This window comes from Streptosporangium canum (genome assembly GCF_900113865.1).
Classification (GTDB): domain Bacteria; phylum Actinomycetota; class Actinomycetes; order Streptosporangiales; family Streptosporangiaceae; genus Streptosporangium; species Streptosporangium canum.
The window spans coordinates 310,466-330,579 of record NZ_FOQY01000002.1 but is presented as its reverse complement, the minus strand read 5'-3'; the positions used below and the strand labels follow the sequence as shown (position 1 = coordinate 330,579).

The 20,114-nt window shown below is 72.7% G+C and carries 21 protein-coding genes; 12 read left to right on the top strand and 9 right to left on the bottom strand.

The genetic code is table 11. The annotated features are described in order from the left end of the window. Positions 1–275 precede the first annotated feature (275 nt). Positions 276–908 (bottom strand): TetR/AcrR family transcriptional regulator, encoded by a 633-nt coding sequence (locus BM085_RS03755; protein ID WP_093885608.1) that lies wholly within the window; start codon positions 906–908, stop codon positions 276–278. Between the two features lie 60 nt (positions 909–968). Between BM085_RS03755 and BM085_RS03750 the strand changes: the two genes are divergently transcribed. The 5 genes from BM085_RS03750 to BM085_RS03730 all read left to right on the top strand — a co-directional run bounded on the left by BM085_RS03750 (position 969) and on the right by BM085_RS03730 (position 3,373). After that, positions 969–1,259, top strand: coding sequence for an antibiotic biosynthesis monooxygenase (locus tag BM085_RS03750; RefSeq protein ID WP_093885607.1), 291 nt, complete (start codon positions 969–971; stop codon positions 1,257–1,259). 84 nt (positions 1,260–1,343) lie between these two features. Further along, positions 1,344–1,718, top strand: coding sequence for an ATP-binding cassette domain-containing protein (locus tag BM085_RS03745; RefSeq protein WP_245789124.1), 375 nt, complete (start codon positions 1,344–1,346; stop codon positions 1,716–1,718). Positions 1,719–1,730: 12 nt separating this feature from the next. Beyond that, a complete protein-coding gene (locus BM085_RS44160; protein WP_093885606.1) occupies positions 1,731–1,985 on the top strand; it encodes a hypothetical protein in 255 nt (84 codons plus the stop codon). Positions 1,986–2,107: 122 nt separating this feature from the next. Beyond that, positions 2,108–2,839, top strand: coding sequence for an SDR family oxidoreductase (locus BM085_RS03735; protein ID WP_093885605.1), 732 nt, complete (start codon positions 2,108–2,110; stop codon positions 2,837–2,839). 102 nt (positions 2,840–2,941) lie between these two features. Further along, positions 2,942–3,373 carry a cupin domain-containing protein gene (locus BM085_RS03730; RefSeq protein ID WP_177244941.1) on the top strand — a complete coding sequence of 144 codons (432 nt, stop codon included), beginning with the start codon at positions 2,942–2,944 and terminating at the stop codon, positions 3,371–3,373. Between the two features lie 84 nt (positions 3,374–3,457). Here BM085_RS03730 and BM085_RS03725 read toward each other — a convergent pair whose 3' ends face one another. Next, entirely contained in the window at positions 3,458–3,982 is a 525-nt protein-coding gene (locus BM085_RS03725; protein ID WP_245789103.1) for a nuclear transport factor 2 family protein, read from the bottom strand. Positions 3,983–4,212: 230 nt separating this feature from the next. Here BM085_RS03725 and BM085_RS03720 point away from each other — a divergent pair, with 230 nt between their 5' ends. Beyond that, positions 4,213–5,454: an acyltransferase family protein gene (locus BM085_RS03720; RefSeq protein WP_093885603.1), complete on the top strand. Its 1,242-nt coding sequence runs from the start codon at positions 4,213–4,215 to the stop codon at positions 5,452–5,454. 81 nt (positions 5,455–5,535) lie between these two features. Here BM085_RS03720 and asnB read toward each other — a convergent pair whose 3' ends face one another. Further along, positions 5,536–7,329, bottom strand: coding sequence for an asparagine synthase (glutamine-hydrolyzing) (asnB, locus tag BM085_RS03715; protein ID WP_093885602.1), 1,794 nt, complete (start codon positions 7,327–7,329; stop codon positions 5,536–5,538). 53 nt (positions 7,330–7,382) lie between these two features. Further along, a complete protein-coding gene (locus BM085_RS03710; protein WP_093885601.1) occupies positions 7,383–8,168 on the bottom strand; it encodes an SDR family oxidoreductase in 786 nt (261 codons plus the stop codon). 175 nt (positions 8,169–8,343) lie between these two features. Between BM085_RS03710 and BM085_RS03705 the strand changes: the two genes are divergently transcribed. After that, entirely contained in the window at positions 8,344–9,540 is a 1,197-nt protein-coding gene (locus tag BM085_RS03705; protein ID WP_177244940.1) for a cytochrome P450, read from the top strand. A gap of 96 nt (positions 9,541–9,636) precedes the next feature. Here BM085_RS03705 and BM085_RS03700 read toward each other — a convergent pair whose 3' ends face one another. Continuing rightward, positions 9,637–11,613 (bottom strand): AfsR/SARP family transcriptional regulator, encoded by a 1,977-nt coding sequence (locus tag BM085_RS03700; RefSeq protein WP_093885599.1) that lies wholly within the window; start codon positions 11,611–11,613, stop codon positions 9,637–9,639. A 113-nt stretch (positions 11,614–11,726) separates the two neighbouring features. On the opposite strand from BM085_RS03700, the gene BM085_RS03695 reads away from it, so the two are divergent. After that, positions 11,727–12,605: an alpha/beta hydrolase gene (locus BM085_RS03695; RefSeq protein WP_093885598.1), complete on the top strand. Its 879-nt coding sequence runs from the start codon at positions 11,727–11,729 to the stop codon at positions 12,603–12,605. A gap of 121 nt (positions 12,606–12,726) precedes the next feature. On the opposite strand, the gene BM085_RS03690 is transcribed toward BM085_RS03695, so the two are convergent. Together BM085_RS03690 and BM085_RS03685 are read right to left on the bottom strand one after the other, a co-directional pair. Continuing rightward, complete coding sequence (locus tag BM085_RS03690; RefSeq protein WP_093885597.1) at positions 12,727–13,356, bottom strand: mycothiol-dependent nitroreductase Rv2466c family protein; 630 nt, start codon at positions 13,354–13,356, stop codon at positions 12,727–12,729. Between the two features lie 170 nt (positions 13,357–13,526). Continuing rightward, the gene (locus tag BM085_RS03685) at positions 13,527–14,132 is read right to left on the bottom strand and encodes a TetR/AcrR family transcriptional regulator (RefSeq protein ID WP_093885596.1); all 606 of its coding nucleotides are present in this window, start codon (positions 14,130–14,132) and stop codon (positions 13,527–13,529) included. Positions 14,133–14,204: 72 nt separating this feature from the next. Here BM085_RS03685 and BM085_RS03680 point away from each other — a divergent pair, with 72 nt between their 5' ends. Then, complete coding sequence (locus tag BM085_RS03680) at positions 14,205–14,699, top strand: FBP domain-containing protein (protein ID WP_093885595.1); 495 nt, start codon at positions 14,205–14,207, stop codon at positions 14,697–14,699. 208 nt (positions 14,700–14,907) lie between these two features. Beyond that, positions 14,908–16,053 carry a serine hydrolase domain-containing protein gene (locus tag BM085_RS03675; protein WP_093885594.1) on the top strand — a complete coding sequence of 382 codons (1,146 nt, stop codon included), beginning with the start codon at positions 14,908–14,910 and terminating at the stop codon, positions 16,051–16,053. A 67-nt stretch (positions 16,054–16,120) separates the two neighbouring features. Here the strand turns inward: BM085_RS03675 and BM085_RS03670 are convergent, their stop codons facing one another. After that, positions 16,121–16,435, bottom strand: a complete 315-nt coding sequence (locus BM085_RS03670) for a hypothetical protein (protein WP_218158585.1) — start codon at positions 16,433–16,435, stop codon at positions 16,121–16,123. Positions 16,436–16,520: 85 nt separating this feature from the next. Between BM085_RS03670 and BM085_RS03665 the strand changes: the two genes are divergently transcribed. After that, the gene (locus BM085_RS03665) at positions 16,521–16,790 is read left to right on the top strand and encodes a hypothetical protein (protein ID WP_245789102.1); all 270 of its coding nucleotides are present in this window, start codon (positions 16,521–16,523) and stop codon (positions 16,788–16,790) included. A 24-nt stretch (positions 16,791–16,814) separates the two neighbouring features. Here BM085_RS03665 and BM085_RS03660 read toward each other — a convergent pair whose 3' ends face one another. Beyond that, positions 16,815–17,573 (bottom strand): sulfite exporter TauE/SafE family protein, encoded by a 759-nt coding sequence (locus tag BM085_RS03660; RefSeq protein ID WP_177244939.1) that lies wholly within the window; start codon positions 17,571–17,573, stop codon positions 16,815–16,817. A gap of 438 nt (positions 17,574–18,011) precedes the next feature. Between BM085_RS03660 and BM085_RS03655 the strand changes: the two genes are divergently transcribed. Continuing rightward, positions 18,012–19,910: a cellulase family glycosylhydrolase gene (locus BM085_RS03655; RefSeq protein WP_245789101.1), complete on the top strand. Its 1,899-nt coding sequence runs from the start codon at positions 18,012–18,014 to the stop codon at positions 19,908–19,910. Positions 19,911–20,114: the final 204 nt, after the last annotated feature.

The following is a 20,114-nucleotide window of genomic DNA, read 5'->3' as shown; positions in this document are numbered from 1 at the left end:
GCGGACGAAGCGGTCCTCGCGCCAGACCCACTGGAGGAAGAAATGGAGTACCGGACGCCACATTCCGCTCAAGATCATTCTCATCGCCAACGACTGTTCCCGGGCTCCTCGACCCCGCGACCCGACCGCCGGACGGCCCGGGGATCACGCAGCGTGACCTCCGGCCTTCTTTGCGGGTGACAGAGTCTTCAGTCCTCTGTAAATGATCTTGGAACCAGCCGGGCGCCTTTACGATGTAGATCAATAACTGGGGTCAGGTACGGCCGCCGGCAGACCTAGCCCGAACAGAGCTGGGCGTGAAGGGTCTCGCCGGCCCACCGCTCCCAGCGCTCACGTGGCCAGCCCCGCTCCTGCACGAACAGCATGTACAGCTCGGGGCTGAGCAGGCCGTACAGCAGATCGGCCGCCTCCTCCGCCGACAGTCGCGCCCGTGCGCCCGGCTTGCCGACCAGCGCTTCGGCGGCTTCTCGCTGGACGACGTAGCGCGGATTGACGTCGTCCGGCCACAGGGCGGCGACCTCGGGGTCGCTCGCGACCGCTCCCTCCAGGACTTTGCCGATCGGTGCGACGCGCTCCAGGACGGAGGTCGTGCCGGTGACGTAGGCGCGCACCATGTCCTGGGCGGTGTCGGCGGCCAGCGCCGCAGTGTACCACGGCCGGTCCATCGTGGCCACCGGCTCGTCGTCGCCCGCGATAGTGACGTCGACCAGCTCCTTCAGCAGGGCACGCTTGTTGCCGAAGACGAAGTAGATGGTCTGCACCGCGACCCCGGCCTTGTCGGCGACGTCCTGAAGGTTCGTCGCGCCGTATCCGTCCCGCACGAACAGCTCCAGTGCCGCCGCCAGGATGCGCCGGCGCGTCTCCTGCGCCTTCTGTGCCCGCTTGTTCGTCCGCTTGACATCAGTCATGGTTAGAGTCTATCTCTAGCTTCAGTTGCTAGAAGTCAACTCTAGAGAGAAGGTCCAGTCATGTCGACCATCAGCGTCACCCGCTTCCAGGCCGATCCCGCCGACGCCGACCAGGTCCGGGCCCGGCACGCCGCCCTGGTCACCGCGATCAGGGCCGACCAGCCCGGCCTCACCGAGGCGCGCCTCGGCCGGCTCGACGACGAGACGTGGGTCGGCGTCTGGCGCTGGGACTGTGCCGCCAGCCTGCAGGCGGCCCGCCAGGCGGCGCCCGGCACCGCCGCGGCCGCCGCGGCGTTCGCCGTGGCCCGCGAGGTCACCGCGGAGGACATCGAGGTTCTCGACGAGCTCTGACCACCTGTCCCCGGCCCCGCGACCCGGGGCCGGGGTTCCCCGTATCGAGGAGATGACACGATCGAAATCGAAGCGTTGACGAAGGTGTACGGCACGGCGCAGGCGCGGGCGGTCGACGAGGTGTCGCTGCGCGTTCCCACCGGATCGGTGTTCGGCTTCCCGGGACCGAACGGCGCGGGCAAGACCACGACCATCAAGATGCCGGCCGGATTGCTGACCCCCACCTCCGGCCAGGTCCGGTTGGGCGGCTTCGACGTGGCCCGGCAGCGTTCGGCCGCGATGGCGCAGTTCGGAGCCGTGCTGGAAGGCTCGCGCAATGTCTACTGGAGCCTGTCCGCCTGGCAGAACCTGATGCACTTCGGCTGGCTCAAGGGCCTGCGCAAGGCCCGGGTCGCCGACCGCGCCAAGGACCTGCCGGCCGGGCTGGGGCTGTGGGAGAGGTGTTCCTCGCCCTGGTGAGCGGGCCGTCCCATGTTTGACGTCCTGGGCGCCGAGATCGGCCGGCTGATCACCGCGTCGGTGTTCGGCCTGACGGTCGCCGCCGTCGCCTCACTCGTCCCCATGCTGGTGGCCGGGATCACGATCCCACGCCGTCAACGCGGTCTCGCTCACGCCGGCCGCCGTCATCGCCCGGGGCCGCTCCGGCCTCAGGGCGTCGAGCCGGTCGAAGAGATTTGGGAACCTCTTGCGGGCGCCTTGGCGCCGCTCCCCGGCGGCGAGGGGTAGGTACCCGGCGGGAGGCCGGGGCGACGTGGCGGATCAGGGGCAGGCGGGCCTGCGCCTCGCCCGCGTCCAGCCAGGTGCCGACGCCGGCCGGCGCGCCGGGGTCACAGAAGGCAGGACATGCCATGAAGTTCGCAGTCATCGGCGGTACCGGGCTGATCGGCTCACAGGTCGTACAGAACCTGAACGCGGCCGGACACGAAGCGGTGCCGCATTCGCTGTCCACCGGGGTCGACGTGCTCACCGGTCAGGGCGTGGACGCGGCACTGGCCGGCGCCGACGTGGTCGTCAACCTCACCAACTCCCCGACCTTCGACGACGCCTCCCCCGCCTTCTTCCGGACCTCGATGGACAACCTTCTGGCCGCGGCCCGGCGGTCGGGCGCCGGGCACTTCGTCATCCTGTCCATCGTCGGCGCCGACCGGGTGCCCGAGCTCGACTACTACCGCGCCAAGACCCTCCAGGAAGACATCCTCAAGGCCGGCCCCGTCCCCTACTCCATCGTCCGCGCCACCCAGTTCATGGAGTTCGTCGACGACGTCCTGTCCTGGACCGCCGACGACGACACCGTCCGGCTGCCCCGCACCCCCCTGCAGCCGGTCGCCGCGGCGGACGTCGCGGCCACCGTCACCGACGTCGCGGCCGGACCGCCCCTGGGCGGCACCCTCGACCTGGCCGGGCCCGACACCTACCCGCTGGACGAACTGGGCCGGCTCACCCTCACCGCCAAGGGCGACAGGCGCTCGGTGACCACCGACGACACCGCCGGCATGTTCGCCGCCGTCCACGGCGACGTCCTCACCGCCAAGTACGGCGCCCGCATCGCCCCCACCCACTACACCGACTGGCTGAAGTAGCGCGCACGCCGCCCCCGCACCGGCATGGAGTACCGGCGATCCGCCCGCGGGCGCGGCGACCTCGTCACAACGAAAAAACGACCGCGGAGGATGAAGGCACCCATGGGCATCGAACATTCGCACCACCTCGACAACCCCGACGCGACCACACCGCCGCCGAAGGTGGAGCTCGTCTCATCGGTGCCGGCGCCGCCGGTGCCCGACAACGCCGAGGCGATGACGATCCTGGTCACCGTGCCGCCGGGCAGCGAGGGCTCCCCGCCGCACCGCCACACCGGTCCCGCGTTCGGGTACGTGATCAGAGGCGAGATGATCTTCGAGCTGGAAGGCGAACCGCAGCGGGTCGTCAGGGCCGGAGAGACGTTCTGGGAGCCGGGCGGCGACGTCATCCACTACCAGGACGGCAACAACCTCCCGGATGCCGAGACCGTGTTCGTCATCACGATGTTCGGTGTGGCCGGGCAGCCGATGCTCATCCCGGTGAGCGCGGAAGAACTCCAAGAGCGGCGGGAGCGCCGGGCGCCTCGCCCGTGACGGGCCGGAAACCTCCGGGCCCTCCGCCCGCGTTCGTCCGCCGAGCCGCGAGTCGTCGGCCGGGAACTCCGGCCGGGTCCCGGCTCAGACGGTGCCGTGACCGGCCGGCCGGTAGGCGCAGACGTCGGCGACGGCGGCGGGGTCCCAGTAGAACGGGCGGCATTCGAGCATGCGGCCGTCCCTGACGGTGACCAGCTGCAGGATCAGGGTGTCGACCTCCCGGCCGGTGGCGCGGGCGCGGAAACGCACCCGGTTGCGCACCACGACGGTGTCACCGTCGCCCCAGTGTTCCTGCTCCAGGAACTCCATCGACTCCCAGACCTCGCTGAACGCGGCCAGAAACCGTTCCATGCCCTCGTGGCCGCGCCACGTCCCCGTTCCGGTGAACGGCAGCCCGGGAGCCTGATGCAGCACGACCTCGGGATCCAGGTGGGCGGCGACCTCGTCGTAGCCGGCCTTGCCGAACCCGCCCGCGGCCACATACGCGGCCTCGGCGGCGTAGAACCTCTCCATCACCGCCCAGGCGTCATCGCGTGACCGCCCGTCCGCGCGCGATCCACCGGCCCGCTCCCCCGCCAGGTCCGTCGTCGTCATGGTCTCAGTCGTCATGGTCTCAAGCGTCACCGATGCCTCAGCTCCGCGCTGGCGGTGATCAGACCTCCCAGCGCGCACCTTTCAGGAACCCGGGGATGTCGGCGGGGCCGTCGCCGGCCGTTCGAGTGGGCGGCGAGAGCGTCCTGCGAAGGTCGGTGGGGTCAGGTGGCCTCCCCCGCCCGCCGGCCGGAAGGCTCCGCGGTCGCAGGACGGCCTCGCCGTTCGCGCTCGAAAGGACTGGCTCTGTGTCGACCCCGGACGCCTCCGTTTCCCCCCACCCCCCACGGCTTCCCTCGCTGAGCGGTCTCCGGTTCCTGGCGGCAGCCCTGGTGTTCCTGTTCCACGGCAGCATCGCGCAGGTGTTCAGCGCCCCGCCGCTGCGCTACGGCTTCCTCTTCGTCGGCGGCGGCGCGGGATTCGTGGGGGTCTCGTTCTTCTTCCTGCTGAGCGGGTTCGTTCTCACCTGGTCGGCCCGGCCGGGGGACAGCACGACGGGGTTCTGGCGAAGGCGCTTCGTCAAGATCTTCCCCAACCATGTCGTGACGTTCGCCGTCGCGCTCGTCCTGATCGGCTGGGCGGGCCAGTCCGGCGGTCTCTGGCAGAGCGTGTCCAACCTTCTCCTGCTGCACGCCTGGATCCCCCAGTACTCCTTCATGGTCAGCGTCAACGCCGTGAGCTGGTCGCTTTCGGTGGAGGCCCTGTTCTACCTCGCGTTCCCGCTGCTGGTCCTCGGGGTCGGCCGGATCAGGCCGAGCCGCCTGTGGTGGTGGGCGGGGGCGGCGATCGCGGGGGTGCTGCTGGCGCCGCCGGCCGTCCAGGCCCTGCTGCCGGATCAGCCGCAGTGGTCATGGGGGCCGGCCTCCTTCGCCCAGATCTGGTCCGTCTACGCCTTCCCTCCCGTGCGGCTCCTGGAGTTCGTCCTGGGCATGCTGCTGGCGCGGATCGTGCTGGCCGGCCGGTGGATCCGCCTTCCCCTGCCGGCGGCCGTCCTCCTGGTTTCGGCCGGCTACGGGGCCTTGCTGTTCGCCCCGTTCCTCTACCGGTTCGCGGCGTGCACCGTGATTCCCCTGGCGCTGCTGATCCCGGCCGCCGCCACCGCGGACGTCCAGGGCCGCAGGACGGTGCTGAGCACCAAGGTGATGGTCTGGCTCGGCGAGATCTCCTACGCCTTCTACCTGGTGCACGGGCTGGTGCTCGCCTACGGGCATCGGGCGTTCGGCCCGCCGACGGACGCCTTCTCCTCCGGGCCGGCCTGGAGCACCCCGGTCGGCCTGGGCTTCCTGCTGGCCTGCCTGGCGGTCTCGGTCCTGCTCGCCTGGGCCCTGCACGTCCTGGTCGAGCGTCCCGCGATGCGCCGCTGGGCGGGCCGGTCCGCCGCGCCGGCCCGTAGGCCGGAACCGGACGGCGGATCGCAGGTGCCGCCGCAGGGCGTCGCCGGGCACCGGGCGGGCAACCTGCCGGAGGGCGGTGGCGCGGCCGGTGCCTGAGGTCGCCGCGGCTCGGCCCGTGCCGGGCTGAGGGCCGGCGGGTCGCCCGCCGGCGCCTGGCTCGGCGGGGTCGCTTTTGGGTCAGTGCGGCACAGCGAGCCGACGCCGGGTGAGCCAGGCGTCGAGTTTGAGGGCCAGTTCCAGCTCGGTACGGCTGAGCGCCGGCCCCTGGGACGGGTCCTCGCGCAGGCGGTCCAGCACGGATGCGTCGAGCAGCGGCAGGACCGGCCCGCCGGCGGCCAGTTCGCCGACCTTCGCCCGCAGGATGCGGTCATATCCCCGGTCGTGCGTCATCGGGTATCCGGACTTGCGGCGCTCCAGCACCGAAGCCGGAAGCAGGTCGGCCGCGGCCGCGCGCAGCACGCTCTTCTCCGAGCCGTCGAAGTTCTTGACGCCCCACGGGATGTTCAGCGCGTACTCCACCAGCCGGTGGTCGCAGAACGGCATCCTGACGTCGAATCCACAGCCGGCGCTCAGCCGGTGGGCGCGGTCGAGCTGCTCGGGCAGGAAGCGGGTGACGAAAAGGTAGCCGACCTCCCGCATCCGCCGCTCCCGGGGGTCCTCATCCGGCGGAGCGGGCAGCTCCGCCAGGGCCTCGCGGTAGTGCTCGGCGCGGAAGTCCGGCACCGCCAGGTCCCTCATCGCCGGCGCGAAGAGGGTGCCTACCAGCTCGTCGGTCGTCGGCGTCCAGGGGAAGCCGGGCGCCTGGGCCCACCGGGGGTGGTGGAACCAGGGGAATCCGCCGAAGAGTTCGTCCGCGCCCTCGCCGCTGAGCACCGTGTCCAGCCTGCCCCGCACCGCCCGGTACAGCAGGATCATCGACGGCTCGGTGTCGGCGAACAGCCGGGGCTGGTCCAGCGCGGCCACCAGGGCGTTCCAGACGTCGGGGGCGGTGAGGTCGCCGGTGGTCAGCACCACGTCGGTGTGGTCGGATCCGAGATGGGCCGTCATGTCACGGACGTAGGGGCTGTCGGGTTCCGGCCGGACGATGTGCGGCCGGAAGTTCTCCTCGTAGCCCTGGTAGTCGACCGAGAAGGTGGCCAGGCGCCCTTCCCGCCGCCCGGCGAGCAGCGCCGCGAGCGCGCTGGAGTCCAGCCCGCCCGACATCAGGCTGCCGGCCCGTCCGGCGTCCGCCGTCTGCTCGCCGACGGCCTCCTCCAGCAGCTCACGGACCCGTGCGACGGTGGTCGCGGTGTCGTCGCGGTGCTCGGCCGCCGACAGTGCCCAGTAGCGGCGCTCGGTCCTTCCCTCGCGAAAGAGGCGGACCGTGTGGCCCGCACGCACCTCGCGGACGTCCCGGTAGACGGTCCGGCCGGGGATGGCTATCCCGGAGAGCACGATGCGCAGGCCGTCTTCGTCGAGCGCCGGGTGTGCCGCCGGATGCGCCAGGACGGCCTCTGGCCGCGAGGCGAAGACCACGCCGGTGGCCAGCTCCAGATAGTAGAGCGGGCGGGTGCCCAGCCGGTCCCGGACCAGCGTCAGCGCGGCGTCCCGGGGCTCCCAGAGGGCGAAGGCGTAGGAGCCGCGCAGGTGTTCGGTGAAACGCTCTGCGAGCACCCGGTAGGCGTGCAGCACCGCCGCCGCGTCGCCCTGGCCGTCCGGGCGGCCGGGCAGGCCGCGCAGCTCCGCGCGGTTGTCGCAGGCGCCCCCGAAGGCGATGACCGCCGGGCCGCGCGCGCCGCGCGCCTCGAGCAGTGCCCGGCCGGCCGGGCCGGGTGAACGGGCGTCGCACAGTCCGAGGGCGCCCCCGGGCCCCGACCACAGCCGGGGGTCTCCGCACTCCCCCATGGCCAGGGCCCTGGTCATCTCGGTGACCACGGCGCCCGCCGTGGCGGGTTCGCGTTCGAAGTCCACCCAACCGGCGATCTCCGACATAGGGCCTGGCCTCCTGCTGGGTCAGCGTCAATGGGGGAAGGGCGCCGGGGCGGTCAGGGCGTCTTGCGCCCGGGCCGGACACGTCCTTGGATCAGCGCTCCGGCCAGCCGGCCGAGTGCCTTCGGGGTGGTGAGCCGCTCGACCCTCGCCCCGTTGCGCCGGGCGGACAGGATGCGTTCGGCCATCCAGGGCGCGACGACCTCCAGCGGGTCGGAGAGCACCTCGTAGTACAGCTGCTGGCGGCGGCCCCGCAGGTCGGCGCGTAGGTCGTTGTCGGCGACCAGTTCGGTGACCACCATGCCCGGCGAGAGCAGCCCGGCCCGGACCGGGGTTCCCCTGGTCTCCAGCACCAGGGTGTCGTGCACATAAGCCAGTGCCCTTTTCGTCGATCCGTAGAGCGCCATTCCACGGGAAATTCTGCCGTTACTGCCGAATCCGACCATGTTCCAGAGAAAACCTCCGCCGCGGGCGAGCATCCGCTCGGCTGCCACGGCGCTGCCGTTGACGGCTCCGATCATGTTGACCTCGACGACTTTGCGGATGTCGGATTCGGGGACGTCCCACAGCAGCCGCGGCGTAAGCGCGACCCCGGCGTTGTTGATCCAGTGGTCGACCCGGCCGAACTCCTTTTCGGCCTTCTCCCAGAGCCGTTCCAGGTCCGGCCGGCAGGTGACGTCGGCCCGCACGCCGAGTACGCCGGGGCCGAGCGCGCCGGCGGCCGAGCGCGCCGTCTCCTCGGAACGTCCGCAGATCACGACCCGGCAGCCGCGGGCGGCGAACGCGCGGGCGAGACCTTGCCCGATGCCTCGGGTACCGCCGGTGATCACGATCGCTGTCATGCCGCTCATTGTCACCGCCGCGGCACCATCACAGCTCGAGAACCGGTGGAGAACCCGGCCGCAACCGTTCCGCCCGGATCGGTGAACCGGAAATCATGTCGGGCTCCAGATGAACTGGAGCGCTTTCCCTTTGACTCGGGGAAAAATTCACAGTCAAAAGGAGATGGACCCGCCGATGGCCACTGAGGACCCCGGGAATTTCCCGTTCACCTTTCCCCCCGGAATCGCGCAGCCCCCCGAACTCGCCCGCCTGCGCCAGGAGGCGCCCGTCACCCTGGTCACCTTGCCGACCGGCGACCGCGCCTGGCTGGTCACGCGTTACGAGGACGTCAGACAGGTGCTCGCGGACCCGCGTTTCAGCCGGGCGGCGGCGGAGCTGCCCGGCGCGCCGCAGATGGGCGCCTCCAGCCCGGGCCCCGACGTCCTGCTCGGCATGGACGGGCCCGAGCACGCCCGGCTGCGCCGTACCGCCACCAGGCACTTCACGGCACGCCGGGTGGAGGCCCTGCGGCCGTGGACCCGGCGGCTGGCCGAGCGGCTCATGGACGACCTGATCTGCGCCGGTCCCCCCGCCGACCTGGTCTCCCGCTTCGCCCTCCCCCTGCCGCTCCGGCTGGTGCTCATCCTGCTGGGCGTCCCCGAGGAGGACAGCGCGCGGCTGTGCGCGCTGACCGACACGGCGTTCAGCATGACCAGGCACACCCCGCAGGAGATCCTCGATGCGCGCGGCCACCTCGAGTCGTACATGGCGGAGATGATCGGCATCCGGCGCCGGTGGCCCACCGACGACCTGCTCGGCGCCCTGGTCGCCGAGCGCGACAAGGAGGAGCGCCTCACCGAGCAGCAGCTCATCAGCTTCGCGTTCCTCCTGGTCACCGCCGGCTACCTGAGCACCAGCAACGCGATCGCGTCCGGCTTCCTGACCCTGCTGTCCCATCCCGAGCAGTTCGACCGCCTGCGCGGGGACCCGGAACTGATCGTCTCGGCCGCCGAGGAACTGCTGCGCGTCAACCCCTCGGCGATCACCGGCGCCCTGCTGCGGGTGGCCCTGGAGGACGTCGAGCTGGGCGGCGTCGCCATCCGCGCCGGAGAGGGCGTGCTGCCGGCGATCGGCTCGGCCAACCACGACGCGCTGCTCTTCGCCGACCCCGGCCGGGTGGACATCCTCCGGGAGGGCGGTTCCCACCTCGCCTTCGGGCACGGGGTCCACCGGTGTCTGGGGGCGCATATGGCCCGGATGGAGCTCCAGGTCGCCCTCGCCGTGCTCCTCGACCGGCTGCCGACGGCCCGGCTCGCCGTCCCGGGGCAGGATCTGGTGTGGAAGGACCATCCGGTGTCACGCGGCCTGGTCTCCCTGCCGGTGACCTGGTGATCTGAGGGCGCGGCGGTCCTGGGGGCGGCCCCCCGGGGACATCGGCGGGGACGGCGGGCTGAGACGGCAGGACAGCCGTGGGCGGGCGGTGCGAGCTCAGCGGGGGCGGCGCAGGGCGGCGGCCAGGTCGCCGAGGTGCTCGGAGACGGGGCCCAGGGTGAGCAGGCCGCTGCCCGCCCCCGCCAGCTCCGCCGCCGCGGGGGCGAGCTCGGTATGGGCGCGCTCCATCGTCTCCCGGTCGCCGACGGCGAGGGCCGCCCGCGCGGCGAGACACCACAGGGCCTCGAACAGCAGGTCGCGGGGCGGGTCGGGGACCCGGCGCAGCGCCGCCGCGGCCTCACCGCGGCGTTCTTGGGCCAGCAGCACCAGGGGGCGGGCCCAAGGCTCGTAGGGACCCCAGTCGGTGTGCTCGTCGGTTTGGGCGGGCCGTGCGCGGCGCAGGCGCAGGCACAGCAGCGCGAGCGGCAGCACGCCGCACCGCAGTCCGGGCATGCCGGCGCCGTCCAGCCGCGCGGCGGCGTCCCGGTAGGCCGCCGCCACCTCGGCCGCCGGCGCCCGCCCGGCCGCGGCGAGCCGTAGCGCCCGGTACCACTGGACGAACACGCCCGCCAGCGGCAGCTCGTGGCGCCCGGCCAGGTGGTCGGCGGCGGCCGCGTGCCTGTCGGCCGCCGGGAAGTCCGCCAGCGCGCTGCGGGCCTGCAGGCGGATGAGGTGCCCGAGCACCTCGAAGGTGACCAGACCGTGCCGGGCGGACAGGGCGACCAGCTCGGCGCCGATCTCGTCCCGGCGCGGCGCCAGACCCGCCCGGTGGAAGGTCTGCATGAACACGCCGTTGAGGGCGAACGCCAGCAGCCCGGGGTCGTCCAGGCCACGGGCGATCTCCTCTGCCTGCCGGGCGGCCTGGGGCCCGCGCCCCGCACGGGTGCCGCGCGACTCCAGGGCGATCGTGGCCAGCAGGCGGGCCCGCGCCGCCTGGTGCGTGCCGGGCGGCAGGGCGCTCAGGGTGCGTTCGGCCGCCGCCACGATCTGTGCCGCCTGCTCCGGGTCGTCCGAGCGGGTCCAGATCGCCGGGACGTCGTAGGCGCCGATCACGCGGGCGGTCAATTGCGCGTCGCCCATCTCCTGCGCCGCCACGACGGCCGCCACGCGGTGCCGGCGGGCCGCCTCCAGGCCGCCGCCCCCGGTCACCGCGAGGTCACGCAGCAGGCCCACCGTCGACTCCAGGCGGGCCCGGGCACCGGACGGCACGGCGCGGTCGTAGGCGGCGGCCGCCTGCGCCCACACCCGGCCCGCCGCCCCGGCCGCGGTGGCCGCGGGGTCGAGGTGGTCGGCGTGGTCGAGGATGTCGCCCTCCAGGCGGCGCAGCCCCGGGCCCGGATCCACCCCCAGCTGCTCGACCAGGAGGGTCCGTGCCCGGCGCAGCACCGCCAGCGCGTCGCCCTGGCGGCCGGCGCGGTACAGCGCGAGGGCCAGCAGACGCCAGGCGTCCTCGCGCCAGGGGTGCTCGGCCACGTGCGCGTCCAGGTCCGGCACCGCCTCGGCCGGCAGGCCCAGGGCCAGGCGGGCCTCGGCCAGGCGCTCCACCGCCTGCAGCCGCAGCTCCGCCAGGCGGGAGCGCTCCGTACGGGCCCAGGCCTCGTCGGCGAACTCGGCGTAGGCGGGCCCGCGCCACCACCCCAGTGCCTCCCGCAGCCGGGCGAGCCCGTCCTCGGCGGGCAGCGTCGCGGCGGCGGACACCGCCTGTTCGAAACGCCAGGCGTCCACCGCGCCCGGCTCCGCGCGCAGCGCGTACCCCGGCCCCTCGGTGACCAGCAGCCGGGCCGCGGTGCGGGGCGGGCGCCCGGGCTCCAGCGCACGGCGCAGCGCGGCCACGAAGGTGCGTACCGCGCCCACCGCGCCCGGGGGCGGATCCGCCCACAGGTCCTCGGCCAGGCGGGTGACCGGGACGACGCGGCGGCGGGCGACGATCAGACGGGCCAGCACCGCGCGGTGCCGCGGCCCCTTCAAGGCGATCGCGGCCCCCTCCCCGTCCCAGGCCGCCACCGGCCCCAGCACCCCGAACACGACCTGCACCCCTTGTCCCCTTTCCGGGCATCGCCCCCGGTCACGATATAGCGCGCTCATCCGATGCTCATCCACGCCCGGCAGGCTGAGGACACCTGCTCACCTACCGAAAGGGCGCAACCATGACGCCTGCCATCACCGGCTTCGACTACCGGCGCGTCCTCGTCGCCGACGGCGTGTCCCTGAACGCGGCCGTCGCGGGCTCGGGCACGCCGATCGTGCTGCTGCACGGCTTCCCGCAGACCCACCTGATGTGGCGGCACGTCGCGGCCGACCTCGCGGCCGACCACACCGTGATCTGCCCCGACCTGCGCGGCTACGGCGCCAGCGACAAACCCGCCGAGACCGGCGGCGCCACCTACGCCAAGCGCACCATGGCCGCCGACATCGTCGCCCTGGCCCGCGCGCTGGGGCATGAGCGCTTCGCGCTGGCCGGGCACGACCGCGGCGCCCTGGTCGCCTTCCGCGCCGCCCTCGACCACCCGGAGACGATCACCCATCTGGCCGCGCTCGACGTGCTGCCGACCCTGGACATGTGGGAGGCGATGCGCGGCACCAGCGCCGCCGTCGGCTTCCACCTCTACCTGATGGCCCAGCCCCCGGGTCTGCCCGAGCAGATGATCGCCGCCAGCCCGGACGCCTTCTTCGGCCACTTCCTCGACATCTGGACCAACGACCCGCGGGCGATCCCCGCCGAAGTCCGCGCCGCCTACCTGGACGCCTGCCGCGACGCGGTGCCCTCGATCGTGGCCGACTACCGCGCCTCCGCCGGCGTCGACGTCGAGCACGACCGGGCCGACCGGGACGCCGGTCGCCGGCTGCGGATGCCCGTCACCGTGCTCCAGCAGGACTGGGGCGCCGCACTCGGCTTCGACGCGGCGGCGCTGTGGAACGCCTGGGCTCCCGACCTGCGGCACGGCACCGTCACCTGCGGTCACTTCATGGCCGAAGAGGCCCCCGCCGCCGTCGCCGAGGCCCTCCGGGACCTGCTCTCCCGCTGAGCGGCCGCCGTCGCCGCACGACGACGGGGACGGGGACGGCGGGGGCGGGGGCGGGGGCGGGGGCTCCTTTGATCCGCCCGTGTGAGGGCCGCGGGTCATGCTCCTTCCCGCGGCGCGAAGATCACATCAGGTCGCCGAGCCGGGGCTTCTCATGCGGGGCGCCCTTGAGCTCGTGGAAACCCGGGATGGCGGCCACCAGCAGCGTCCCGTCCCACAGGCGCCCGGCCTGCTCGCCCGTGGGGGCCCGGGAGATGACCGGGCCGAAGAACACCACGCGCTCGCCGCCGGCGCCGGTGACGGCGACCACCGGGGTGCCGACATGATCGCCGATCAGGCCGATGCCCTCGGCGTGCGAGGCGCGCACCGCCTCGTCGTAGGCCGTCGACGTGCCGGCCTCGGCCAGCTCGAGCGGCAGCCCGGCGGCGGCCAGCGCGTCATGAAGGGGACCGATCCACTCCTGTTCGCCGCGATCGCGACCGCAGGTCCACATCGCGGTGTACAACCGCCCGAGCGCCTCCTGCCCGTACTCCTGCTGCACGGCGGCGCAGATGCGCACGGGCACCCACAGGTAGCCCTCGGGGTCGCCTTCGGGATCGTCGTCGCGGCCCTCGTTGAGCACCGACAGGCTCATCACCCGCCAGCGCACCTCGACCGGCCGGACCTTCTCCACCTCCAGCAGCCACCGGGAGGTGATCCAGGTGTACGGACAGGAGGGATCGAACCAGAAATCCGCGATCGTCTTCTCCGCCATCACCGTCTCCTTGCGTTCGTCGTCTGCTGCCCTGACCGGACGTGTGGATCTTTCGTACCCCCGGTGAACCCCTCGGGCTCCGGCGCGGCCGGTGGACGGCCGCTCGCGGCCGCCGGGTGCTCTTTCCGGCACGTCGCGCCGGACCGCCATCGGAAGGCGAGCGCACCTCGTCATCTCCTCTGCCCCTCCGCCGCAGGGGGCGGAGACTCCGCGGGCCAGTTCTCCAGCAGGAGGTGGAGGCCGTCGAGGGCCCGCTCCCAGGACCTCCGCACGGCGCGGGAGTGGCTGAATCCGCCGTTGGCCTCAAGGGTGATGTAGCCGTGGAAGGCGCTGCGCAGCAGGCGGCCCGCGTCGGTCAGGTCCGGCTCGACCAGCCTGTACGCGCGCAACATCGCGTGGGTCAGCTCGACGGTGCGGGCGTGGACGGTGGACCGGGCCAGGACGGCGGGGTCCAGCTGGACCGCCTGGGTCGCCGCGTAGCGGCCAGGGTGGGCCAGCGCGTAGTCCCGGTAGGCGTTGGCGAAGGCGACCATGGCCTCCTTCCCGGCCCGGCCCGCGACCGCCGCGGCGATGCGGTCGGCGAGCTCGCCCGCGGCCAGCAGTGCGACCCGTTCCCGCAGATCCCGCAGATTCCTGACGTGCGAGTACAGGCTGGCGTCCTTGACCCCGAAGCTCCGCGCCAGTGCGGACACGGTGATGTTCTCGAACCCGACGGCGTCGGCCAGGTCCGCGGCCGCCTCCGTCACGCGCTCAGGTGTCAGTCCCGCACGGGCCACCCGCCGCCTCCGTGTTTCCTAGGGATTTAACTGTTTGCCTAATATCTCTAGGCAAAGGTAGCGTTCCGCGCCATGAAAGCAGTCAGTGAGCAGGACATTCGCACGTCATTTGTCAACTGCTCCCGGGGGGAGGCCAAGCGGCTGGCGCTTCCGCGGGGCCTGGCCGAGCAGCCCTGGGACGATCTGGACTTCCTTGGGTGGTGCGACCCCGGCGCGCCGGATCGCGGCTACGTCGTCACCGAGCGCGGCGGCGAGGTCGTCGGTGTGACGCTCCGCGTGGTCTCACGGCAGCGCGGGGCTCTCTACCAGGGCATGTGCTCGCTGTGCCTGACCACGCATCCCGGCAGCGGCGTCTCGCTGATGACCGCCCGGCGCGCGGGGCAGGCCGGCCGGGACAGCAATTCGGTCGGCGTGTACGTGTGCACCGACCTCGCCTGTTCCCTGTACGTGCGCGGTAAGAAGATGCCCGACCTGGGAGGGCGGCTCGAGGAATCCCTGACGGTGGAGGAGCGGATCGATCGCACCAGAGGCAAGCTGTCGGCGTTTCTGGACAAGGTTCTGGCGTGAGCCGCAACCGCCTCGATCGGCCGGCCGGCGACGCGCCCCCCTTGGCGCCCGGCCGGTACGCCCGCCGGCAAGCGCCACGTCCCGGACCCGGCAGGCGGCTCACCGGCCCCCTGCCCGCGACCGCGGCATCGGCGACCCGGGGCCCGCGCGTCCGCGCGCGGGCGTTCACCGCGACCGTCGACAACGCATCCGGAGAAAGAGGATCACCGTGAAGCGCAGCGGATTCGCCGACGAACGGTTCGGGGCGGTCGCCGACGCCTTCTGCCGCAACTTCGCCGAATACGGTGAACTCGGCGCGGCCGTCACCGTCTTCGTCGACGGGCGCAAGGTCGTGGACCTGTGGGGTGGGGTCGCGGACGGACGGACCGGCCGGCCGTGGGCGCAGGACACGGTCGTACCGGTCTTCTCCTGCGCCAAGGGCGTCGTCGGAATCTGCGCCCATCTCCTCGCGCAGCAGGGGCACCTCGACCTTGACGCCCCGGTGGGCCGGTACTGGCCGGAGTTCGCGCGGGCCGGCAAGGAGGCCGTCACCTGCCGCATGGTCCTCGGGCACCGGGCGGGGCTGCCCGCCCTCGACCCGGTGCTCGGCTTCGAGGAGATCGCCGCCTGGACACCGGTGATCCGCGCCATCGAGGAGCAGCGACCGCTGTGGGAGCCGGGCACGGCGTATGAGTACCACGGCCACGTCTTCGGGTTCCTCATCGGTGAGGTCATCCGGCGCGTCACCGGGCTCACCCCCGGCGCCTACTTCCGCCGTGCCGCAGGCGAGCCGCTGGGGCTACGGGCCTGGATCGGCCTGCCCGCCGAGGAGATGGACGGCCGTGCCCGGCTCGTCGAGGCCGAAGGGCGGCCCCCGATGCCCGGCCCCGAACACCTGCTCACCCGCATCGTGACGATGAACGGCGCGCTGGTCTTCCCCGGCCTCGACGAGCCGCACGGCTGGAACGACCCGGCGTTGCTCGGCGTGGAGCTGCCCGGAGCCGGTGCCACGGCGTCGGCGAGCGGCCTCGCCGGGCTGTACGCGGCGGCCGTGAGCGGCATCGAGGGCCACCAGCGGCTGCTCACACCGGACACCGTGACGGACGCGGTCGGCGAGGTCTCCTCCGGCAAGGGCTGGCTGGGCTTCGACGCCGGGGCGCGCTGGGGCTCGGGCTTCCTGCTCGACTCGGCCTTCCGGCCGATGCTGGGAGAGCGCAGCTTCGGCAACGACGGAGCGGGCGGGCAGTTCGCCTTCGGCGACGAAGAGTTCGGCGTGGGCTTCGCCTACGTCGCCAACCGCATGGTCGGCCACGGTGACGCCCGCGCCGGCCGCCTGGTCGAGGCTGTGCGCACGTGCCTGGCCGTCCGGCCCTGAGAAGGTCGGGTACGCCGCCGGCGGGTGGCCGGCAGGCGGGTGCGAACGTGAGTACCGGGGCCCGGCGTCAGGCGCCCCGTCTCGGCGACGCCGAATCGCGCGCCGTGGCCGGCGGGGCGGGATGCCGGCGGCGGACCGTCGCCGCGATCATGGCCGCCACAGCGCACAGAACCGCGGTCCACACCAGCGTGGCTTCGGTCGAGGTGTGGTCGGCGAGGATGCCGGCGACCCAGGGGCCGACGGTCTGACCGGCCGCGAACAGCATGGTGAAGGCCGCCGCCATGGCGGCCAGGCCCAGCGACGTCCAGATGAGCACCACCTGCGTGACCGGCGCTTGCCGGTCGGCGAGATAGGCGGACATCCAGTGGAGGTCCGCACGCATGGCCGGGACGAGCAGCCCGTAGGCGAAGCGCGCGAGTCCGAGTGCCGAGGCGGGGTACGAGGAGCCGGTCTTCCGCGGCTGCGCGATGACGAACGCGGCCGCCCAGCACCACGTCGAGGCCGTACGCGCCATCACCGCGCGCCATCTGGGCCGCTACCTCGAACTCCTCACCGGCATCGCCGCCCGCGCCGGGGCCGCCGATCCGCACGTCCTGGCCCGGCAGTTGCGCATACTGGTCGAGGGCGCGACCGTCGTCGCCGCGCACCTCGGCCCGGCCGGTGCGGGCGAGCACGGCCGCCGCGCCGCGCTCACCCTGCTGTCGGCCTCCACCCCGGACCGGCGGCCCCGTCCTTGAGGAGATGCACGAATGAGCCCTCGATCACAGACCCCATAGTCCTTTGACCAGCGTGGTGAGCCCGCCGGCCAGGGCGAGCAGCAGCACCATCAGCCGGGCCGGCCTTTCCGGCACCCGTTGGGCGAGTGCTCTGCCGATCACCGAGCCTGCCGCGATCGCGGCCGCGACCAACAGCCAGACCGGTACGGTGAGCTCGGGCAAGCCCTTGGCCGTCACGGAGAAGGCGTTCACCACGACCCCGTAGAACTGCGCGTTCGGCACGAACTCCCGCACCGTCCAGCCCGCGTTGACCGCGTACAGGGAGACCGCCGGGCCGCCCACCCCGGCCGAGGAGTTCATGAACCCGCTCGCGGCACCGGCGGCCACCGCGCCTGTGACGCCCCGCAAGGCGGGCACGCGAACACCCCGCATCACCAGCGCCGCGGCCACACTCACCAGCATCCCCGTGCCGGCCAGCAGCACCGGTTCGGGCAGGCGGGCGGCCACCCAGGCCCCGGCCGGCACCGTGCAGGCGGCCGCGGCGACCAGCGGGACCATCGTGGCCAGGCGCACCTGGCGCCAGGTGCCGGCGAGCCCGACCGCGCTGATGACACCGGCCGCGCAGTTGGCGAGCACCACGCCTTCGGCCGGGCCGAGCAGCAACACCAGGGCGGGCACCGCCACGAGCGCGAACCCGATCCCCGCCAGCCGCTGCACCGAGGCGCCCACCACCACGATGGCGCCCAGCACGAGGACGACGACCCAGTCACTCGCCACGGACGACTCCTCGCGGGTGCTCTTCATCGATGATTCGCTACAGCCTTCCCCCGCGGAGCGAGGGTGATCAACAGCTTTTCTCCGCCACCATGTAGCGGGTGTCGAACAACACCGGGGCGTTGAGAACCAGGCCGGGCGCGCCGAGCCGGTCTTCCATGCCTTCGCGGTAGCTCTGATACAGCTGCCGTTCTTACCGTGGAAGATCTTCCGCGCCTCGGCCGAGCCGGCCTTCTTGCGGCCCATCAGACCCGGCGACGACCGCAGCGCCTTCGGCACCGACACCCCCGGCACACCGGTCCAGCCCGCTGACCGGCCCCCGATCGGCGAGATGAGGACACATCCGTGATCCTCCGATGTCGCGGCAGGCGATCGCGGGCGAGTCTGCGCGTGGCGGACAAGGAACGGAAAGCGGTTTTAGCGGATCGCCCACTAACAACAACATGAGGAGGGCTCTATTCTCCGTTCATGCGAGCAGCATCGTCGCGCCTGGCGCGCCCGGCCGCCTCCGCTCTGGCCGCCGTCCTGACGTTCACCCTGGTAAACGGCAACGCTCACGACCCCGCGACCGCGACCGCGGCCCCGACCTCGCTGGTCGTCACGGCCAAGCAGCAGGGCTGGGTCTTCCGCGACGGCGACGGCCGGGAGGTGACACTGCGCGGGTTCAACGTGTCCGGCAGCGCCAAGCTGTACGAGAACTCGTTGCTGCCGTTCCGTAGCACCGCCGACGCCGCGCGCTCGGCCCAGGCCATGCGCGACCTCACCGGCGCGAACGTGATCCGCTTCCTCATCAGCTGGGAAGGCGTGCAGCCGTCCCCCTCCACCATCGACTACACCTACCTCGACAAGGCGGTCGAGCAGATCCGCGCGTTCACCGGCCGGGGGATCCGCGTCCTGGTCGACTACCACCAGGACCTGTACTCCTCATACCTGTTCAACCAGGGCAGCTGGTACACCGGTGACGGCGCGCCGGAATGGGTGATCAAGGCCGGCGACTACCCCAAGGAGTCCTGCGGCATCTGCTTGCTGTGGGGGCAGAACATGCAGACCAACGAGGCCGTCCGCCAGGCCGCCTACGACTTCTGGCGCAACCGGCGCATCAGCACCTCCGCGGGCGAGGTCGGCGTCCAGGAGTCCTTCCTGCGGCAGGCGGCAGCCGCCATGACCCACATCAGGCAGCGGCTGCCGGACCAGGAGTTCGCCTCCGTCATCGGGTTCGACCCCTTCAACGAACCCTTCGACGGGGGCCTTTCCGGAAAGAGCGGCCTGGAGTGGGAGAAAACCTACCTGATGCCCTTCTACCAGCGATTCCGCGCCGCCATGGACGCCTCGGGGTGGGCGGCCAAGCCCGCCTTCGTCGAGCCCCTGGCCTTCTGGAACACCGGCTTCTTCGAGGAAGGCGGGCTCACCACGGCCGGCGCCCTCGGCACCCGCTACGTCTTCAACAGCCACTTCTACGACGGCGCCCGCATGACGGTGGACCCCTCGCCGGCCTCCGACGGGGTGTACGACGCGGCGATGAACGAGATCCGCGACCGGGCCCGCACACTGGCCACCGCGCCTTTCGTCTCGGAGTTCGGCTACAAACTGTCGGGCAGCGGCAGCGACCGCACACCGTGGATGGTCCGGGCCATGTACCAGGCCATGGACTCCGGGGTCGCCGGCAAGAGCTGGTGGCAGGCCGCCGGCGCCGGGGGAAACGTGCTCTCCTCGACCCAGTGGCACTGGGACGCCTACAGCGGCCGGCACCACGAGCTGATGAACCGCAACCCCGCCAAGGTGCGGACCGAGGGCGACGGCTGGAACGACGAGGACTTCTCCGTGGTCGCCGCGGACGCGTCGGGCGCCTTGGCGACCCGGCTGGACCAGGCGGTGCTGGACCGCCTCTACCCCTCCGCGGTCGCCGGCGACGTACTGGCCTTCGCCTACGAGGACCTCGCCCGGTCCGGCTACGGCGGCGCCGGGCAGCAGCGGGCCTGGCTGGCCGTACCGTCCTCCATGCCGGGCATCGCCACACTGGTCAAGGACCGGCGTTTCGGCGTCCTGGTCTGGCGCGAACCCGCCACGGCCCCGAGCGCCCCGACCGAGCTGCACCTGCCGGCCTCCTTCACCGCCGCGACCACCGTCGTGGTCGGTGACGTGGCCACCCGTGCGGGCCTGCCCGCCTCCGGGACGGCGGCGATCGCGACGGAGACCGGCTCGCCCACCGCCCACCGCCTGCTGCTGAGGCCGTCCGGCGCGGCACCGGGCACCGTGCACACCGCCCTGGTGGTCGGCGCGGCCACCGGCCCCGCCGTCACCCCCGCTCAGCTGGCGGCCGCCGCCACCGAACTGGCCGCCTGGAAGAACCAGCGCTTCCCCGCCTGAACGCCAACGCCGTACTCCTTTTCCGGCACGCGGCGCCGAGCGGGAAAGCCGGAGACGGCAACGGCCGCAGAGCACCCGTCCGGTTCGAGGCCCGCCGGGAACATCCGCAGCGCGTCAACCGAAAACCTCGGCCGGGGAGGACCGGTGCGAGGTGTGCCGATCTCGCCTTCGGGTTATCGAGTGGTGGGGCGCCCTGCGTCCGCG

Bases quoted from the DNA above. Each gene is read 5' to 3' on its own strand.
- BM085_RS03755 (WP_093885608.1), bottom strand. From the start codon at position 908: ATGACTGATGTCAAGCGGACGAACAAGCGGGCACAGAAGGCGCAGGAG.
- BM085_RS03750 (WP_093885607.1), top strand. From the start codon at position 969: ATGTCGACCATCAGCGTCACCCGCTTCCAGGCCGATCCCGCCGACGCC.
- BM085_RS44160 (WP_093885606.1), top strand. From the start codon at position 1,731: ATGTTTGACGTCCTGGGCGCCGAGATCGGCCGGCTGATCACCGCGTCG.
- BM085_RS03735 (WP_093885605.1), top strand. From the start codon at position 2,108: ATGAAGTTCGCAGTCATCGGCGGTACCGGGCTGATCGGCTCACAGGTC.
- BM085_RS03730 (WP_177244941.1), top strand. From the start codon at position 2,942: ATGGGCATCGAACATTCGCACCACCTCGACAACCCCGACGCGACCACA.
- BM085_RS03725 (WP_245789103.1), bottom strand. From the start codon at position 3,982: ATGACGACTGAGACCATGACGACGACGGACCTGGCGGGGGAGCGGGCC.
- asnB (WP_093885602.1), bottom strand. From the start codon at position 7,329: ATGTCGGAGATCGCCGGTTGGGTGGACTTCGAACGCGAACCCGCCACG.
- BM085_RS03710 (WP_093885601.1), bottom strand. From the start codon at position 8,168: ATGACAGCGATCGTGATCACCGGCGGTACCCGAGGCATCGGGCAAGGT.
- BM085_RS03705 (WP_177244940.1), top strand. From the start codon at position 8,344: ATGGCCACTGAGGACCCCGGGAATTTCCCGTTCACCTTTCCCCCCGGA.
- BM085_RS03695 (WP_093885598.1), top strand. From the start codon at position 11,727: ATGACGCCTGCCATCACCGGCTTCGACTACCGGCGCGTCCTCGTCGCC.
- BM085_RS03690 (WP_093885597.1), bottom strand. From the start codon at position 13,356: ATGGCGGAGAAGACGATCGCGGATTTCTGGTTCGATCCCTCCTGTCCG.
- BM085_RS03680 (WP_093885595.1), top strand. From the start codon at position 14,205: ATGAAAGCAGTCAGTGAGCAGGACATTCGCACGTCATTTGTCAACTGC.
- BM085_RS03670 (WP_218158585.1), bottom strand. From the start codon at position 16,435: ATGCGTGCGGACCTCCACTGGATGTCCGCCTATCTCGCCGACCGGCAA.
- BM085_RS03665 (WP_245789102.1), top strand. From the start codon at position 16,521: ATGACGAACGCGGCCGCCCAGCACCACGTCGAGGCCGTACGCGCCATC.
- BM085_RS03660 (WP_177244939.1), bottom strand. From the start codon at position 17,573: ATGAAGAGCACCCGCGAGGAGTCGTCCGTGGCGAGTGACTGGGTCGTC.
- BM085_RS03655 (WP_245789101.1), top strand. From the start codon at position 18,012: ATGCGAGCAGCATCGTCGCGCCTGGCGCGCCCGGCCGCCTCCGCTCTG.